17 protein-coding genes and 1 pseudogene are annotated in these 15,943 nt (G+C 70.1%); 7 read left to right on the top strand and 11 right to left on the bottom strand.

The features are described 5' to 3' along the window. Positions 1–146 precede the first annotated feature (146 nt). The 9 genes from OOZ19_RS25315 to mbhE form a co-directional block, all read right to left on the bottom strand. Complete coding sequence (locus tag OOZ19_RS25315) at positions 147–446, bottom strand: hypothetical protein (protein ID WP_266092653.1); 300 nt, start codon at positions 444–446, stop codon at positions 147–149. 128 nt (positions 447–574) lie between these two features. Beyond that, on the bottom strand, positions 575–1,111 hold the full coding sequence (locus tag OOZ19_RS25310) for a hypothetical protein (protein WP_266092652.1): 537 nt from the start codon (positions 1,109–1,111) through the stop codon (positions 575–577). Between the two features lie 150 nt (positions 1,112–1,261). Next, complete coding sequence (gene mnhG / locus OOZ19_RS25305; protein ID WP_266092651.1) at positions 1,262–1,609, bottom strand: monovalent cation/H(+) antiporter subunit G; 348 nt, start codon at positions 1,607–1,609, stop codon at positions 1,262–1,264. Continuing rightward, positions 1,606–1,872 carry an MrpF/PhaF family protein gene (locus OOZ19_RS25300; RefSeq protein ID WP_266092650.1) on the bottom strand — a complete coding sequence of 89 codons (267 nt, stop codon included), beginning with the start codon at positions 1,870–1,872 and terminating at the stop codon, positions 1,606–1,608. The genes mnhG and OOZ19_RS25300 overlap by 4 nt, the downstream gene beginning before the upstream one ends. Beyond that, positions 1,872–2,435, bottom strand: a complete 564-nt coding sequence (locus OOZ19_RS25295; protein WP_266092649.1) for a Na+/H+ antiporter subunit E — start codon at positions 2,433–2,435, stop codon at positions 1,872–1,874. Before OOZ19_RS25295 ends, OOZ19_RS25300 begins: the two co-directional genes overlap by 1 nt. Then, entirely contained in the window at positions 2,432–3,961 is a 1,530-nt protein-coding gene (locus tag OOZ19_RS25290) for a Na+/H+ antiporter subunit D (RefSeq protein WP_266092648.1), read from the bottom strand. Before OOZ19_RS25290 ends, OOZ19_RS25295 begins: the two co-directional genes overlap by 4 nt. Then, positions 3,958–4,389, bottom strand: a complete 432-nt coding sequence (locus OOZ19_RS25285; protein WP_266092647.1) for a Na(+)/H(+) antiporter subunit C — start codon at positions 4,387–4,389, stop codon at positions 3,958–3,960. The genes OOZ19_RS25290 and OOZ19_RS25285 overlap by 4 nt, the downstream gene beginning before the upstream one ends. Continuing rightward, positions 4,386–4,955 (bottom strand): MnhB domain-containing protein, encoded by a 570-nt coding sequence (locus OOZ19_RS25280; RefSeq protein ID WP_266092646.1) that lies wholly within the window; start codon positions 4,953–4,955, stop codon positions 4,386–4,388. The genes OOZ19_RS25285 and OOZ19_RS25280 overlap by 4 nt, the downstream gene beginning before the upstream one ends. After that, complete coding sequence (gene mbhE / locus OOZ19_RS25275) at positions 4,952–7,336, bottom strand: hydrogen gas-evolving membrane-bound hydrogenase subunit E (RefSeq protein ID WP_416309502.1); 2,385 nt, start codon at positions 7,334–7,336, stop codon at positions 4,952–4,954. Before mbhE ends, OOZ19_RS25280 begins: the two co-directional genes overlap by 4 nt. Before the next feature lie 488 nt (positions 7,337–7,824). Between mbhE and OOZ19_RS25270 the strand changes: the two genes are divergently transcribed. The 5 genes and pseudogenes from OOZ19_RS25270 to OOZ19_RS25250 all read left to right on the top strand — a co-directional run bounded on the left by OOZ19_RS25270 (position 7,825) and on the right by OOZ19_RS25250 (position 13,083). Further along, positions 7,825–9,522, top strand: coding sequence for a serine/threonine-protein kinase (locus OOZ19_RS25270; protein ID WP_266092644.1), 1,698 nt, complete (start codon positions 7,825–7,827; stop codon positions 9,520–9,522). A gap of 96 nt (positions 9,523–9,618) precedes the next feature. Further along, positions 9,619–10,428 (top strand): purine-nucleoside phosphorylase, encoded by an 810-nt coding sequence (locus OOZ19_RS25265; RefSeq protein WP_266092643.1) that lies wholly within the window; start codon positions 9,619–9,621, stop codon positions 10,426–10,428. A gap of 172 nt (positions 10,429–10,600) precedes the next feature. Then, entirely contained in the window at positions 10,601–12,271 is a 1,671-nt protein-coding gene (locus tag OOZ19_RS25260; RefSeq protein ID WP_266092642.1) for a phospho-sugar mutase, read from the top strand. Between the two features lie 79 nt (positions 12,272–12,350). After that, positions 12,351–12,503: pseudogene (locus OOZ19_RS25255) on the top strand (flavodoxin family protein); the annotation flags it as partial. A gap of 127 nt (positions 12,504–12,630) precedes the next feature. Continuing rightward, positions 12,631–13,083, top strand: a complete 453-nt coding sequence (locus tag OOZ19_RS25250; protein WP_266092641.1) for a flavodoxin family protein — start codon at positions 12,631–12,633, stop codon at positions 13,081–13,083. Between the two features lie 307 nt (positions 13,084–13,390). Here OOZ19_RS25250 and OOZ19_RS25245 read toward each other — a convergent pair whose 3' ends face one another. Next, a complete protein-coding gene (locus OOZ19_RS25245) occupies positions 13,391–13,990 on the bottom strand; it encodes a hypothetical protein (RefSeq protein ID WP_266092640.1) in 600 nt (199 codons plus the stop codon). 279 nt (positions 13,991–14,269) lie between these two features. Then, the gene (locus OOZ19_RS25240) at positions 14,270–14,629 is read right to left on the bottom strand and encodes a cupin domain-containing protein (protein ID WP_266092639.1); all 360 of its coding nucleotides are present in this window, start codon (positions 14,627–14,629) and stop codon (positions 14,270–14,272) included. Between the two features lie 88 nt (positions 14,630–14,717). On the opposite strand from OOZ19_RS25240, the gene OOZ19_RS25235 reads away from it, so the two are divergent. Together OOZ19_RS25235 and OOZ19_RS25230 are read left to right on the top strand one after the other, a co-directional pair. Continuing rightward, a complete protein-coding gene (locus OOZ19_RS25235) occupies positions 14,718–14,981 on the top strand; it encodes a hypothetical protein (RefSeq protein WP_266092638.1) in 264 nt (87 codons plus the stop codon). Positions 14,982–15,203: 222 nt separating this feature from the next. Beyond that, entirely contained in the window at positions 15,204–15,686 is a 483-nt protein-coding gene (locus tag OOZ19_RS25230) for a DUF350 domain-containing protein (RefSeq protein WP_416309499.1), read from the top strand. Positions 15,687–15,943: the final 257 nt, after the last annotated feature.

Below are 15,943 nucleotides of genomic sequence, written 5' to 3'. Positions count from 1 at the left end.
CCGAACCCGGCTCGCACATCCCGTGCAGTTGTGAAAATCCCACAGGTTAGCCCGCCAGGTCTAGTCCATAGCGGGAAATCTTCGAAAAGAATGCCGAAAACCGACCCCGTTGCCCTTTTTCACGGACCGCTAAGTGAGGGGTTGCCCTACTTTTTCCACTTGAAGCTGAGGATCGGGCGCTTGCGGGCCTTCCGGGACAACAGCACCGCCGCGATGAGCACGAAGCCACCGATGCCGACCGCGAGCCGCTGCTTGTCGTCCATCGCGCTCTGCTGGTCGCCGTTGAGGTCCGGCCCAGGCGGGGCCGTGGGCTCCTGCGCGACCAGCGCGGTCGCGGCGACCGGCACCTGCTCGGTCGCGGCGACGGCGGTGCCACCGGCCGCGGGCGAGAGCAGGAGGACCCCGCCGAGCGTCAGGACCGCGAGCAGTCGCCCCATGCGTGCCATCAGCACTCCACACCTTTCCACGCAGCGCTACGCGGCGACGGGCCGCCGCACCAGGTCATTTGATCACATCGCGGCCGGGGGACGCTCGCGTCCAGGGCAGGTTGCCCGGATCGTCGCAACGCCTCCGGTCAGGCCGTGATGTACGTCGAGATCCCCTGCTTCGCACACAGCGCCTTCTCCCGCTCCTGGGGCGTGGACGCGCAGCCGTAGCCCTCGAAGTTCGCGAACCGGCCGCTGCCCTGGTACTCGTCCGCCGGCAGCGAGAGGTACTTGGTCATCACGCGCTCGGCCTCGGCGCAGCCCAAGGTCTTCCCCGAGTCGTTCTCCGCGAACAGCCGGTACGTGACGCCCGCGCGGTTGGTGATCTCGCCGCAGTCGGTGTCGCCGGTGTCGGGCGGAGCGGTCGACTCGCCGGTGTCGGACGTGGGCGTCGTGGACGGCCGGTCGCCGGTGGTCACCGACGCGGTGGCGGGCGTCTCGCCGGTCGCCGACGGCTCGGCGGGGCCGCTGGGGGCCGCGTCGGCGGTGGGCGGCGGGGGCTCGAGGGCCTTCGGCAGGGTCACCACCGCGGGCGGCTGCTGGGCGGGCGCGGACTCGGGTGCGGCGCCGCATCCCGCGAGGCACAGCCCCGCGATCATCGATCCGGCGATCAGTCGGGCACGCATGGTCGCTCCTCGTTCACTGGGTCCGCCCTGCCACGAGGGAGGACGCGCGTCGCACCCTCCGAGTAATCGAAAGTGAGCCACGACACAGCCGCCGATCTCCTCGGGCGCTCTGCCCAGGAACGGTACCGGCGACCGCACCCGGTGCGGCGGTCACCGCCGATCTTGCTCGCGGCCGATGCGCTCACCCAGGTCGTCGACGACCAGGTTCTCCCTGCGGATGCTGTCGGTCCGGTACGCCGCGCGCCCCACCAGCTGCGCCAGCACCGGCGCGGTGAGCATCTGGAACAACGCCACCAGCACCAGCGCCAGCGAGTAGTGGAAGTCCAGCCGCAGGGCCGTGCCGATGAGGATCAGGATCAGCCCGAGCGTCTGCGGTTTCGTCGCGGCCTGCAGCCGCGCGGTGACGTCCGGGAAGCTCAGCAACCCGATCGCCCCGAACAGGCAGGACAGCGCGCCCAAGATCAGGCAGCAGGCGGAGACCACATCGAGCCAGTTCACCGGTACGGCTCCTTCTTCTCGACGAGGCGGGCCGCGCTGATCGAACCGATGAACGTCAGCAGCGCGAACGCCGCGAGCAGTGCGATGTTGGAACCGTCGCGCAACCAACCCATGCTCACACAGGTCCCGGCGACGATCAGCGTCAGCAGCACGTCCAGCGCCACGATGCGGTCCAGCGTCGACGCGCCCAGGATCAGCCTGATCAGCGTCAGCAACCCCGCCACGCACAGCAGCGCGAAGGTCACGACGAACACCACATCCATCAGGAGGCCTCCTTGATGCCCGCGTCCCGCGCGACGCGTCCGACGATCTCGAGCTCGCGCGCGGAACCGACGGCCCGGACGATGCGGCGCTCCAGGCCCAGCACTTCCCGCCGCACCGCTTCCTCTCCCCCGGCCTGCATCCCGAGTGCGTAGACGTAGCAGATGCGGTGCCCGCGGTCGATCTGCATGACGAACTTGCCGGGCGCCAGCGACACGGCGTTGGCGACCATCGCCGTCAGGTGGTCGGAGTCGGTCAGCAGGGTCACCTGCACGATGCCCGCGGTGGTGCGCGGCCCGTACCGGATCGCCTGCCACGACACGCGCAGCGTGGAGATGACCAGGTCGACGGCGAGGTAGCAGACCAACCGCAGCAGCGGCAGCGGGCGCGCCACCATGTGGGTGGTGACCGAGGGCAGCGGGAACATGGTCGTCACGAGCAGGGCCACCAGCAGGCCGAACACGAGGGTGCCCAGGTCCAGCGTGCCCCACAGCATGATCCACACCGCGGTCAGCCACAGCACCAGCGGCAGGCGGCGCAGCGTGCGGCGGGCGAATCGCGTCATCGCGCACCTCCCAGCACCGCTTCGCGGTAGGTCTCGCCGTGCATCAGGTCGTCCGCGGCCCGCTCGCTGACTCCGGCCAGCGGCCCGGCGAACAGGGCGATCACGACGCTCGCGGTGACCAGCACCCCGGTGGCGGCGACCATCGGGCGGGTCGAGTTCCCGGTACCGACGACCAGCTCGTCGTCGGGGTCCGGGTCCGGTTCCGGCGCGCGGACCTGGCCCCAGAACGCCCGCGTCCACACCCGCGCCATCGCGTACAGGGTGAGCAAGCTGGTGAACACCACTCCCCCGGTCACCGCGTACGCCGCCCAGCTCCCGGCGCCCGCACCGGCCTGGAGCAGCGCCAGCTTCGCCACGAACCCGGAGAACGGGGGCACCCCGGCGAGGCTCAGCGCGGGCAGCGCGAACAGCACGGCGATCATCGGTGCGGCCTTCGCCAGCCCGCCCATCCGGCTCAGCGCCACCGTGCCGGTGTGCCGGGTGATCAGACCGCTGACCAGGAACAGCGTCGCCTGCACGGTGATGTGGTGCACCACGTAGAGGATCACGCCGGTGAGCCCGATGATGTCGTAGACGCCGAGCCCGAACAACATGTAGCCGATGTGGCTGACCAGCAGAAACGACAGCATCCGGTTGAGGTCGTTCTGCGCGAGCGCGCCCAGCGCCCCGACCAGCATGGTGATCAGCGCGATCACCAGCATCAGCGTCCACGGTTGTTCGTGGCTGAACACGAGGGTCTGGGTGCGGATCAGCGCGTAGATGCCGACCTTGGTGAGCAGCCCGGCGAACACGGCGGTGACCGGCGCGGGCGCGGTCGGATAGCTGTCGGGCAGCCAGAAGTGCAGCGGCACCATCGCCGCCTTCACGCCGAACACGATGACCATCAGCAGGCCCAGCGCCACCTGGAGACCTTCGGGCAGCAGCGCGACCTTGTCGCCGAGGTCGGCCAGGTTCACCGTCGCGGTCGCCGCGTACACCAGCGCGATCATGGTGATGAACAGCAGCGACGAGGTGAGGCTGACGATCACGTAGGTCATGCCCGCGCGCACCCGGCTGGCCGTGGTGCGCCGCGTGATCAGCACGTACGAGGAGGACAGCATGATCTCGAACGCGACGAACAGGTTGAACAGGTCGCCCGCGAGGTAGGCCAGCGACACCCCCGCGCACAGCACCAGGTACATCGGGTGGAACGTCGTGCTGGCGCGCTCCCGGCCGTAGTCGGTGAGCCGCTGGCCGATCGAGTAGATCAGCACCGCGAAGGTCACCACCGCCGAGACCACGAGCAGCAGCGCGGAGAGCCGGTCGGCGATCAGCGTGATGCCCGCCGGCGCCGCCCAGCCCCCGACCTGCAGCACGACGGGGCCGGTGCGGTCGGTGGCGTAGAGCAGGACACCGGCATCGACGATGATCGCGGCGAGCACGACGAGCCCGATGATCCGCTGGAAGTCGGCGAACCGGCCCAGCGCGAGCGACATCCCCGCAGCCGCCAGCGGAAGCAGGACGGGCAGGGCCACGAGGACGGTCACTGAGTGGCCTCCCGTTCGAGTTCCTCTTCTTGGGCCTCGTCCTCGGACTCGGCGAGCCTGCGCTCCAGCCGCCGGATCCGGCGGTCCTCGACGTCGTCGCGGACTTCGTCGTGGCCGAGCAGCACCCACGAGCGGTAGGCGAGTGCGAGCAGGAACGTGGTGAGCGCGAAGGTGATGACGATCGCGGTCAGCGCCATGGCCTGGGGCAAGGGGTCGGTCATCTGCTCCGGTGCCGCGTCACCGAGGATCGGTGCCCGTCCCGGCGGCCCACCGGCGAGCTGCAGCAGCAGGTTGGCGCCGTGCCCGACGATCACGGTTCCGATCAGGATGCGCATCAGCGAGCGCTGCATGATCAGGTAGAACCCGGCGGAGTAGAGCGCGGCGAGCACCACGGCCATCGTGAAGTTGACGGTGAGGTCGTCGGTCATGCCTGTCCCCTCTCCGCCGCCGCCGCGTCGGCTTCGACTCCCGATCCGAGGGTGCGCAGCAGGTCCAGCACCACTCCGATGATCAGCAGGTACACGCCGATGTCGAGCACGATGCTGCTGACGAACTTGATCTGCCCCAGCAGCGGGACGCCGATCTTGTAGATGGCGCTCTCCAACAGCTCGTTGCCGAACATCAGCGGGACGAACCCGGTGAGGGTGGCGATGGTGAGGCCGAGCCCGATCAGCACCGGTGGCCGCAGCGAGATGATCGCGCTGTCGTCCATCCGGCCGCCCGCGAGGTAGCGCAGCGCGAACGCCTGCCCGGCGACGAGGCCGCCGCTGAACCCGCCGCCCGCGCGGTCGTGCCCGGCGAACAGCAGGTAGATCGACAGCACCAGCACCGTGGGGAACACGATGCGGGCCGCGAGTTCGAGCAGCATGGCGCGTTCCCGGCCGTCCCGGGGGAAGCCGGACAGCAGCCAGCGCTCCCGGGGCGCGTCCCACCCCGTCCACGGCCCGCGGTTGGCCTGGCCGTTCTGGGGAGCGGTGATCCTGGGATCGGTCATTCCTGCACCTCCTCGTGGCTGTGGCCGTTCCCGCTGAGCACCGCGTTCGGCCGCTCGGCGGGCGCCGCCGAGGCACCGCGGCGGGTGCTGCGGCGCCTGCGGTCGAACCGGGAGGCCAGCACGAGGCTGGCGACACCGGTGGCGGCGACGGCGAGCACGGAGATCTCCCCGACGGTGTCGAACGCGCGGAAGTCGACCAGGATCGCGTTCACGACGTTCGTGGCGCCCGCGCCCTGCTCGGACTGCGCGATGAAGTCGGCGCTGACGTCCGGTGGCCGTTGCCGGGCGGCGCTGAACAGCACCGCCGCGAGCGCGATGACCACGCCGCCCGCCACCGACAGGGCCAGCTTCGGCCAGCGCAGCGAGCGCGCCGTGTCGCCCTTGGTGAACCGCGCGGGCAACCGCCGCAGCACGAACACGAACGCGACCATCGTGAGCGTCTCGACCAGGAACTGCGCCAAGGCGACGTCCGGTCCGCCGTCGACGATGAACAGCCCGCCGATGCCGTAGCCGATCACGCCGACGACGACCACGGCCGTCAGCCGCCGCTTGGCCCGCACCGCCGCGATCGCCGCGATGATCACCAGAACGGCCAGCGGCACCTGCAGCAGGTTGTGGTAAAGCCGCATGTCATCGGGGATGTGCGCGTGGTAGATCAGCACCGAGCCGGGCACCGCGAGCACGGTGAGCAGGATGATCGCCAGGTACGTCGGCAGCGAACCGACCTGCGTGCGCCCGGTGACGCCGACCGCCGTGCGCTCCAGCAGCGCCATCATCCGCTCGTAGCCGCGTTGCGCGTCGAGCAGCTTCGGCAGCCGGTTGCGCACCGCGGTGAGCCGGGCGCGCGCCGCGTGCGCCCACAACCCGGCGGCCACGGCGATCACGGAGAACAGCAGCGGCAGCTCGAAGCCGTGCCACAACTCCAAGTGGGGCGCGCCGGAGCCGGCGCCGAACACCGCCGCGTAGGAACCGGCGAGCTCATCGGTCAGCGGGTAGCCGACGCCGAGCACGACACCCGCGAACGCGGGCACCGCGGCGGGCACCAGCAGCAGGGCGTTCGGCGGCTTCGCCGCGGTCGGGTGCACTCCCGGCTTGTCGCCGAACGCGCCCCACAGCATCCGGGCGCTGTAGGCGACGGTGAACACCGAGCCGAGCACCAGGACGAGATCGACGAGCAGCCCGCCTCCCCCGGTGCCGAGGAACGCGCCGAACGCGGCCTCCTTGCCGAGGAAGCCCAGCATCGGCGGCAGGCCTGCCATGGAGGCGGCGGCGAGCAGCGCGATGATCGCCAACGCGGGCATCCGGCGGCCCAGCCCCGACAGTTCCCGCACGTCGCGGGTGCCCGCCTGGTGGTCGACGGCGCCGATCACCAGGAACAGGGTGGCCTTGAACATGCCGTGCGCCAGCAGCATCGCCGCTCCGGCCAGCGCCGCCGCGTAGGTGCCCTGCCCGACGAGCACCATCAGGAAGCCGAGCTGGCTGACGGTGCCGTAGGCGAGCAGCTTCTTGAGGTCCGTCTCGTGCAGCGCGCGCCACCCGCCGAGGACCATCGTGAACAGGCCGAACACCAGGGTCGGCACCCACCACTGCGGCACCCCGACGAACACGGGGCCGAGCCGGGCGACCAGGAAGACGCCCGCTTTGACCATCGAGGCCGCGTGCAGGTAGGCGCTGATCGGGGTGGGCGCGACCATCGCCGCGGGCAGCCAGTTGTGGAACGGCATCTGCGCGGACTTGGTGAGCGCGCCGACGAGGATCAGCGTCGCCGCGACCGCGAGCGGTGTGCCGCCCGGCGGCTTGTCGATGATCTCCGAGATCCGGTAGGTCCCGGCGGATTCGCCCAGGACCACGAAGCCCAGCAGCATCACCAGCCCGCCCATGGTGGTGATCATCAGGGCCTGCAGCGCCGAGCGCCGCGACTCGCGGCTGATGCCCGCCTGCCCGACCAGCAGGAACGAGCAGATCGTGGTCAGTTCCCAGAACACGTAGGCGGTCAGCAGGTCGTCGGCGAGCACCAGCCCGAACATGGCGCCCGCGAACGCGAGCAGCAGCGGGGCGGAACGCCGGGCGTCACCGCTACCCGGCTGGAAGTAGCCGATCGAGTAGACCAGCACCAGCACGCCGATGCCCGCGACGAGCAGCGTCATCAGCAGCGCGAGGGTGTCGAGCCGGAAGGTGAACTCCAGGCCGAGCAGCGGCGCCCACGGGATCTGCTCCACGATGGCGTCCCCGCTGAGCACCGAACCCGAGCGCGCCAGCACCCAGGTCAGCGCCGCCGCGGGTGGCACGGCGGCGATCGCGAAAGCCGCTCGCGTGTTGCGCCGGGCTACCGCCGGCAAAGCCAGAGCCACCAGCAGATGGACGAGGACGAACGCGGACAAGGGCACCTCCTCGGCGAGCCGGTGATCAACGACCGTGGACCAGGCGACCCCGTGGAATTGTTCGTCACTCACGCTGCGCCCACCATCGCGCGACCCCACCGACGAGCCGGTGGGGCCTCCAGGACACTCTCGCCGACCGAAGACGGACGCCGAGTGGTGCGTGACGGGGTCGCCGAACGGTTTGCTCCCGCTGGCGGTGGTCCCGGCCGCGCCCAACTTATCCGAATCGCCCCGTCCGGCCATAATCCCGAGCTGCGGCGTCCGTCCGGGGACAGAGCCCGTCCGGAGGGGTTTTTCGTTGCGACGAAATAATCTTGGACACCTGCGGTGGCCACGGGACGGAACCGCCCGCGTGGGAAACTTCACTACCGGTAACACCGCTATCCTGCTCAACGGGCCCATCCGATCACGCTGAGTGATACCCGCTGATGGTCGGCGAAGGACCGGGTTTCGACCGAGCACGACGGCGCTGGATGGAGAATGAGCGCGTGCCCACGACTGAGGAAGAGACCTCCGCAGGCGCGGATCGGCTGATCGCCGACCGCTACCGGCTGGAACAGCGCATCGGCGGCGGCGCCATGGGCATCGTGTGGGCCGGCACCGATGAACTGCTGCGCAGGCCGGTCGCTGTGAAGGAGGTCCTGCTGCCCAAGGGCATGCCCGAGGGCGAGGCCGCCGAGCTCCGCGAACGCGCCCTGCGCGAGGCGCGGGCCATCGCGCTGGTCACCCATCCGAACGTGGTGACGCTCTACGACGTGGCCCGTCACGAGGGCGAGCCGTTCGTCGTGATGGAGCTGGTGCCCTCGCAGAGCCTCGCGGCGGTGCTCGGCGAGCACGGCGCGCTCGACGATCCGCAGCTCGCGCTGGTCGCCGACGGCGTCGCCGCCGCGCTCGACGCCGCGCACCGGGCCGGGATCGTGCACCGGGACGTGAAGCCCGGCAACGTGCTCATCGGCGACGACGGCCGCATCAAGCTCAGCGACTTCGGCATCTCGCGCAACGTCTCCGAGCACACGATCACCAGCACCGGGATCATGCTGGGCACTCCCGCGTTCATCGCGCCCGAGATCGCATCCGGGGAAGCCGTCACCGACGCCGCGGACCTGTGGGGCCTGGGCGCGACCCTGTTCGCCGCGTCCGAGGGCGCGGCTCCCTACGGCACCGACGACGACCCGCTGGCGACGATCACCTCCGTGGTGCGCGGCCCGGTGCCTGCCGCTCACCGGGCCGGTCCGATCGCGGAGATCATCGCGAGCCTGATGATCAAGGATCCGGCGCAGCGGATGCCGGCGCAGGAGGTGCGCAGGCAAGTGCAGGGCCTGCTGCCGCCGTCCGGTTCCCGCCCGTTCGAGATGCTGCTGGACCCGGACGCCCCGACGGTGCGGGTGCGCAAGCCCGCGAGCACCGCGCAGAGCAGCACCGAAGCGCAGGCCGAGGAGGAGCCCGCACAGCTGGCCGCAGATCCGGGGCCGTTGCCGTTCATGCTGACCGATCCACCGCCCGCGCCGCGCAAGCGCTTCCGCTGGGGGGCGGTGGCGCTGGTGCTGGCGGCCGTCGTGCTGTTCGCCGGGTCAGCCGCGGGCGGTTTCGCGGCGACCCGCGTGCTCGCCGGGCGCGACGTGCTGCCGCAACTCGACCGCCCCGCTCCCGTCGGCCCCACCGCACCGCGGCTGGCCCGCTACGTCGACGAGGCCAAGCGCACCGAGGACGGCCGGGGCGCCTTCGAGGTCACCGCCCCGGAAGGCTGGTCGTCGTTCCGCGGCAGCCGAAACCAGCCCACCGAGAGCATGATCGTGTACCTGGTGTCGCCGGACGGGGCCTCCGAGGTCGCCGTCGAGCGGTTCCAGGACTACTACAGCGACGGCCACACCGCGCAGGAGTACGTCGACGCGCTCAAGCAGCGTTCCGCGGGCCAGCACGGCCAGTACTCCTTGGAAGTGGACCAAACGGCCGGCGCCGTCGAGAGCACCAGCGGGGAGGCGGACCGGCACCTGCGCTACACCAGCCGCCAGGGCGGGCTGATCGGCCCGGCTTCGACGGCGGAGGGGCGCATCACCAGCTCGCAGGTGATGCCGCGCAACGGTGACCTGTGGGTGCTGCGCGTGACCAGTCCCGGTGATCGGCCCGCCGACAACGACGAGCTGTTCACCACCGCGCTCAACAGCTTCCGCCTCACCGGGGCCTGAGCGCTCCTGCCGCGCGGCGGTGTCCGGGAAAGACGGCGATCCCAGGTTCCTCCGGCTACCCACCCGGCGGCGGGGAGATGACTACGCTGGTCGATCGTGACGTCTTCTTCGACCTCTGACCCGTTCGCCACCGCCAGCGCCGCCGCCGCTGCGCTCGCCGAGAGCACCGGAGCGGCCCACCACGACCTGGCCGTCGTGCTGGGCTCCGGCTGGCGGCCCGCCGCCGAGGAGATCGGCAGCCCCGGCGCCGAAGTGACCATGTCCGACCTGCCCGGTTTCGAACCGCCGAGCGCGAGCGGGCACAGCGGGCGGATCTGGTCGGTGTCCGTCGCGGGCAAGCAGGTGCTGGTGTTCCTGGGCCGCACCCACCTCTACGAGGGCAAGAGCATGGACTCGGTGGTGCACGGGGTGCGCACCGCGGTCGCCGCCGGGTGCCAGACGGTGGTGCTCACCAACGCCGCGGGCGGGCTGCGCGAGGGCATGTCCGTGGGGCAGCCGGTGCTGATCAGCGACCACGTGAACCTCACCGCCCGGTCGCCGCTGGTCGGCCCGCACTTCGTGGACCTCACCGACCTGTACTCGCCGCGGCTGCGCGGGCTCGCCCGCGAGATCGACGAGTCGCTGGAGGAAGGCGTGTACGCCGGGCTGCCGGGCCCGCACTTCGAGACTCCGGCGGAGATCCGCATGTTGCGCGGCAACGGCGTGGACCTGGTGGGCATGTCGACCGTCGCGGAGGCGATCGCCGCGCGCGCCGCGGGCGCGGAGGTGTTCGGGCTGTCGCTGGTGACGAACCTGGCCGCCGGACTGTCGGGTCAGCCGTTGAACCACCAGGAAGTGCTCGACGCCGGGCGTGCGGCAGCAGGCCGGATGGGCAAGCTGCTCCACGCCCTGGTCGAGCGGTCTTGATCCTCTTCTCATCGTTGGGCTCATCCCGCGCGGGGACCCGGTAGCGGAACCCTCGGTGGTCGGGTCGTGCAGGCGAGCCGCGCTTCGCCGCGAGGCGCGGCGCCGCCGTTGATGCACGCCGGCGGGCTCACCGGATCGCCGGCGCGGAACACTCACTGAAGGATGTGACGTCGTGGTCACCGATCAGCACCTCGACCAGGGGTTGGTGGACGCCGCCCGGAACTGGATCGACGACGACGTCGACCCGGCGGCACGGGCCGAACTCACCGAGCTGCTCGACGCCGCGTCCGCCGGAGAGTCCGCGGCGGCCGACGAGCTCGCGCAGCGCATGTCCGGGCTGCCGACCTTCGGCACGGCGGGGCTGCGCGGCACCGTCCGGGCCGGGGCGAACGGCATGAACCGGGCCGTCGTCGTGCGCACCACCGCCGGCGTCGCCCGCTGGCTGCTCGACCAGGGCCACCGGGGCGGGGTCGTCGTGGTGGGCCGGGACGCGCGGCACGGCTCGCGGGAGTTCGCCGAGGACACCGCCGGGGTGTTCGCGGCGGCCGGGTTCGACGTCCGGGTGCTGCCCGAGCCGCTGCCCACCCCGGTCCTCGCGCACGCGGCCCGCGCGCTCGACGCCGTCGCCGGGGTGCAGATCACCGCCTCGCACAATCCGCCGCAGGACAACGGCTACAAGCTTTACCTGGCGGGCGGCGCCCAGCTGATCGGTCCCGCCGACACCGAGATCGAGCAGCGCATCGCGCGCAGCCCCGCCGCGTCCGCAGTCCCCCGGGAGCGGACGTGGTCGGTGCACGAGCGGGCGCTCGCGGACTACCTGGCTCCGGTGGCGGCGCTGCCGCGCGGTGACGCGCGAACGCTGCGGGTGGCCGCGACCGCGCTGCACGGGGTCGGCGCGGGCCCGCTGCAACGCGCGCTGGACGCCGCGGGCTTCACCGACGTGCACTGGGTGGCCGAGCAGTCCGCACCGGACCCGGACTTCCCCACCGTCGGCTTCCCGAACCCGGAGGAGCCGGGAGCGACCGACCTGCTGCTCGCGCTGGCGGCGGAGACCTCGGCCGACCTCGCGATCGCGCTGGACCCGGATGCGGACCGCTGCGCGCTCGGCATCCGGGACCGGGACGGCTGGCGGATGCTGCGCGGCGACGAGACCGGCGTGCTGCTGGGCGAGCACGTCCTGTCGACGCTGGACCGCTCCGTCGTCCCGGATCCGCTGGTCGCGACCACGATCGTCTCGGCGACCATGCTGCGTTCGATCGCGGACCGCCACGCCGTCCGCTTCGACGAGACGCTCACCGGCTTCAAGTGGCTGGTCCGCTCCGGCGACGGCAGCGGCACGGGGCTGGTCTACGCCTACGAGGAGGCGCTGGGGCACTGCGTCGACCCGGAGCGGGTGCGGGACAAGGACGGCATCTCGGCGGCGGTCCTGGCCTGCGACCTGGCGGCGACGCTCAAGGAGCGGGGACGCGGGCTGCCCGACCTGCTCGACGAGCTCTCCACTGAGCACGGCGTGCACCGCACCGGGCAGGTGTCGGTGCGCGTCACCGACCTCGGGGTGATCGCGGAGACGATGCGGCGGTTGCGCGCCGACCCGCCGAGCGCGCTGATCGGGACCGAGGTGTCGGTCCGGGACCAGCTGCCGGAGACCGACGCGCTGCTGATCACCGGTCCCGGCGGGCTGCGCCTGGTGGTCCGGCCTTCGGGCACCGAACCGAAGCTCAAGTGCTACTTCCAGGTGGTGGAGGCCGCCGAGCCCGACCTGGCAGCCGCCGAGCAGCGCGCGGACGAACGCCTCGCGCTGCTGCACGCCGCCGTCTCGGTCCTCGTCCGCCCGGACGTCTGAGCCGGGACGCACGCCCCCTTCGCCCTCGCCACCCCGATTGCTGATCGTCGGCCACACGCCGCCGCCGGGGACGCAGGCCATGTTCGAGCAGGTCGTGACGGGAGCGACGACCGACGAGAACGAGGACGTCGAGGTGGTCCGCAAGGCCGCGCCGGCGGCGACCGCCTCGGACGTGCTGCACGCGGACGGTCACCTGCTGGGCACTCCGGCGAACCTCGGGTACATCAGCGGTGACAAGGCGATGAAACAGCATTCACGTCGACCTGCGGAAACGATACGCCCGTTTCGGATGAGCCAGCTGTGGGGCGCGGCAGGGCGACGACTTGCCAACCGCAGACCGCCCGCGAGAAGGTCAGCTAGTGCCCAGGTTGCTGATCGTTCACCACACCCCGTCGCCGAACCTGCAAGCCATGTTCGAAGCCGTCGTCGCGGGCGCCACCACCGACGAGGTCGAAGACATCGAAGTCGTGCGACGCGCAGCCTTGGAGGCAACCCCTTCCGACGCTCTCGACGCCGACGGCTACGTGCTTGGTACGCCGGCCAACCTCGGCATGATGAGTGGAGCGCTCAAGGTTTTTTTCGATCTTGCCTACTACCCGTGCTTGGACTCGACGCGAGGACGCCCCTACGGCCTGTACGTACACGGCAACGACGACACGACCGGCGCGGTCCGGGGCATCGAGTCGATCACCACCGGACTCGGCTGGCAGAAGGCAACGCCGAACGTCTCCGTGACCGCGCAGCCAAGCAAGGACGACTTGCAGGCGTGCTGGGAACTCGGCGCAACAGTCGCAGCCGGGCTCATGCCATAGATGGAGCGCCCTCGGACGCCCCGTCAGGGATGAAGATCCGACGTGGCTGGTGACCAATTTCAGTGCTTCGCTTTCCGTCGCTGCGATCCGGTCGACTGCGCGGACTCGTGCACGGGAGTTCCTCAACACTTCTTCGTCCACGCGAACGGGGGCGAGCCGCCATCCTTCGGGGCGAAGGTGCAGCACGGGTGCTACGCCGCGGGCAGTGGGCACGTCGAAGCACGTGTTCACTCGCATGGACCAGTGTCGTGCGACGAAAAAACCCGCTTCCTCCAATAGGGAAGCGAGTGGTTGTCGCGGCTCAGCGCTAGACGATCTCGCCGATCTCGTCACGCCGCTCGCGGACCGAGGTTTCCAACCGGATCAGCTGTTCGACCACTTTCTCGCGTTCCGATTCGTCTGCATCGATCAGTTTCGAGAGTTCGAGCTGTTCGACGTCGCAAATCAGTCCGGCGAGGTTATCGACCAAACTTGAGCGCCGAAACGCACGATCACGCGATCGGCGATTATCGTACTTCTGCCGGGCGGCGATATGCGAAGGCGCGGAACCGAATCCGTACGCGCTACGAGTTTCTTCGCCGATCTCGGGATCTTGAAAAAGAAGTTCACTGACCTTGTACTTCACGCCCGCCGGAACGCCTAATGGCGAACCGGGCTCACCAGCTTCCGCGCGGATACGGCCAATCGCTTCCTTGTACTGCCTCGACTTGCCGCGCAGATCCATTTCCCCGTCGAGGCGTCGACAGTTCTTTCGAAGCCAGAGCATGGTTTCCGCCAAACTGGCTGTCGCTTTTTTCTTCTGCTCCGGGTGCGGGGCGTCATGAATATTGCGAAGGTGTCGGGCACCGGCGTCGATACGACCGCGGACCTCGTCGCTGATGTCGTCAGCAGAACTGGACGTTCCCACGGTCGTGCTCCTTCGCCTGCGGCATCACAAGGATAGTGCCGGCGATAAGCCTAACGAGACGCGACGAAGACTCGCCGGTCACCCTTGTTGACCAGGTGCAATGGTCACGTTCGCAGGGCCTCTGCGTTTCAGGAGCCAGCACGCCCTTGATCCACGCCGGAAGACGAGTCGTGCCCGCCAGCACCGCGATGTCGTTCCAGGTGAAGGCGGTGCCCGCGTTCGAGATCGTTGAACAGCCCCTTGATCGTCTTCGTCGTCCCGGCCCAGTCGGTGGGTTCGTCACTGCGCGGGCTTGGCGTAGGTCGCGGCGCCGGACCAGTCGAGGGCGATGAAGTCCTCGTCGCCCACCACCCAGGCATCGTGGCCTGGCGAAACGACCACGGCCTCACCGGCGCCGACCTCGCTTTCCGTGCCGTCGTCCATCGCGATGTGCAGCCGCCCCTGCATCACGTACATCGTGTGGGCCTGCTGGCAGCTGTCGGTCTCGACGATCGGCTTCACGTCGCTGGACCACTTCCAGCCCGGCCGCATCACGGCGCGCCCCACCGTCACGTCGGGCAACTCCACCACGACCATCTGCCCGTTCGGGAACTCGCGAGTGCCGTCCGGCTTGTCCAGGCTCTTCTTCTCCAGTGGCATGACTACTCCCCTACTCGTCACGCCAACGCTGACCCGCAGCGCCGGTCTCGACCAGAGCCCTAATGCCTCGACGCGCCGCCCATGTCCGATGGGCATCGGCATCGTGGCGATGTTTCTGCCGCCGGTGCTCCCGGCAGCGCTGCAGGCCGCGCTGTTCGTCGCGAGCGCGGCGCGGATGGGAACGCTGGCTTTTCGCCGCCGACCAGCCAAACCAATTCCGCCGGCTGCGAAACGTTGGCTACCCGATGGCACCTCGTTGGTGCGGATGTGGTTCCTGCTGGCCTGCCGTGGCGCCCAGGGGCCGGGAACTCGTTCGAACCGAAAGCTGTGCGCAAGCGCCAACGCCGCCTGACCGGTGTGGACGAGGTGGTGGTCCCTTGACCGCCCACGGGAACCGAAGAAGTCGCGACCGCTCGGTTGGCGGTAACGGCGCTCCAGCGCAGACCATGCGCGTTCGTGCGGCGCGGGAGCAGGTCGTAGCTCACGCTGGAGGCGGTCCGCGGGCAGCGGTGAGCACGGCGACGCTTCGGCCGACCCCACCATGATCCGCCGGATGTAGGACGTTCTCCGCGAAATGGGGCAGCACATGATCACGGCGCTCACCGAGCAGGACGAGTTGACGCTCGCGCCCGGCTTCTTCGAAGCCATCGGCCGCGGTGTCGGTGCGATCCTGCTCTACGCGCTCGTCGGCCTGGCGCTGATGATCATCGGCTTCTACGCCATAGACGTGACCACACCCGGCCGGTTGGGCCACATGGTGCGGGAAGGAGCACCCAACGCGGTCGTGGTGACCGCGATGGGCCTGGTGAGCATGGCGCTGATCGTCGTGGTGGCGATCTACTCCACCTCTAACCGCCTGCTCGAAGGACTACTCACGTCGATGATCTTCGGCCTGGCGGGAATCGCCGTGCAGGTACTCGCGGTCCGACTGCTCGAGCGGATCATTGGCATAGACATCGGACGCGTGCTCCAGGCCGACCGGTTCTCCCCGGTCAGCCTGATCGTCGGGGCCGGGCACTTCGCCCTGGGACTCGTGGTCGCCGTCGCGGTGAGCTGAACACGCCAGCCGACGTGCCCGTGTCACGCCAGGCCATCAACACGCCACACGTATCCAGTGCGCATGAGATTCCAATCGAATCGACGAGGTAGGCCGCCCCGGCTACCTGAAAACCCGTACAACTGCTGGATCGCCATGCCCACCGAGCCCGAACGGGCGGGGAAAGGCCCCCTGGGACAGCGCTCGTCGCTGGGCACTTCTTCGACACCGTCTACTACCCGCGCCTCGACTCGACCGTGGGTCGCCCGTTCGCGTGT

The organism is Saccharopolyspora sp. NFXS83, from assembly GCF_026241095.1.
In the GTDB taxonomy this organism is placed as follows: Bacteria; Actinomycetota; Actinomycetes; order Mycobacteriales; family Pseudonocardiaceae; genus Saccharopolyspora_C.
The sequence above is the reverse complement of the archived record's forward strand: the minus strand, read 5'-3'. Positions and strand labels throughout refer to the sequence as shown.

Coding starts and splice junctions, on each gene's coding strand:
- OOZ19_RS25315 (WP_266092653.1), bottom strand. CDS start 446: ATGGCACGCATGGGGCGACTGCTCGCGGTCCTGACGCTCGGCGGGGTC.
- OOZ19_RS25310 (WP_266092652.1), bottom strand. CDS start 1,111: ATGCGTGCCCGACTGATCGCCGGATCGATGATCGCGGGGCTGTGCCTC.
- OOZ19_RS25300 (WP_266092650.1), bottom strand. CDS start 1,872: ATGGATGTGGTGTTCGTCGTGACCTTCGCGCTGCTGTGCGTGGCGGGG.
- OOZ19_RS25295 (WP_266092649.1), bottom strand. CDS start 2,435: ATGACGCGATTCGCCCGCCGCACGCTGCGCCGCCTGCCGCTGGTGCTG.
- OOZ19_RS25285 (WP_266092647.1), bottom strand. CDS start 4,389: ATGACCGACGACCTCACCGTCAACTTCACGATGGCCGTGGTGCTCGCC.
- OOZ19_RS25280 (WP_266092646.1), bottom strand. CDS start 4,955: ATGACCGATCCCAGGATCACCGCTCCCCAGAACGGCCAGGCCAACCGC.
- OOZ19_RS25240 (WP_266092639.1), bottom strand. CDS start 14,629: ATGCCACTGGAGAAGAAGAGCCTGGACAAGCCGGACGGCACTCGCGAG.
- OOZ19_RS25235 (WP_266092638.1), top strand. CDS start 14,718: ATGGGCATCGGCATCGTGGCGATGTTTCTGCCGCCGGTGCTCCCGGCA.
- OOZ19_RS25230 (WP_416309499.1), top strand. CDS start 15,204: ATGGGGCAGCACATGATCACGGCGCTCACCGAGCAGGACGAGTTGACG.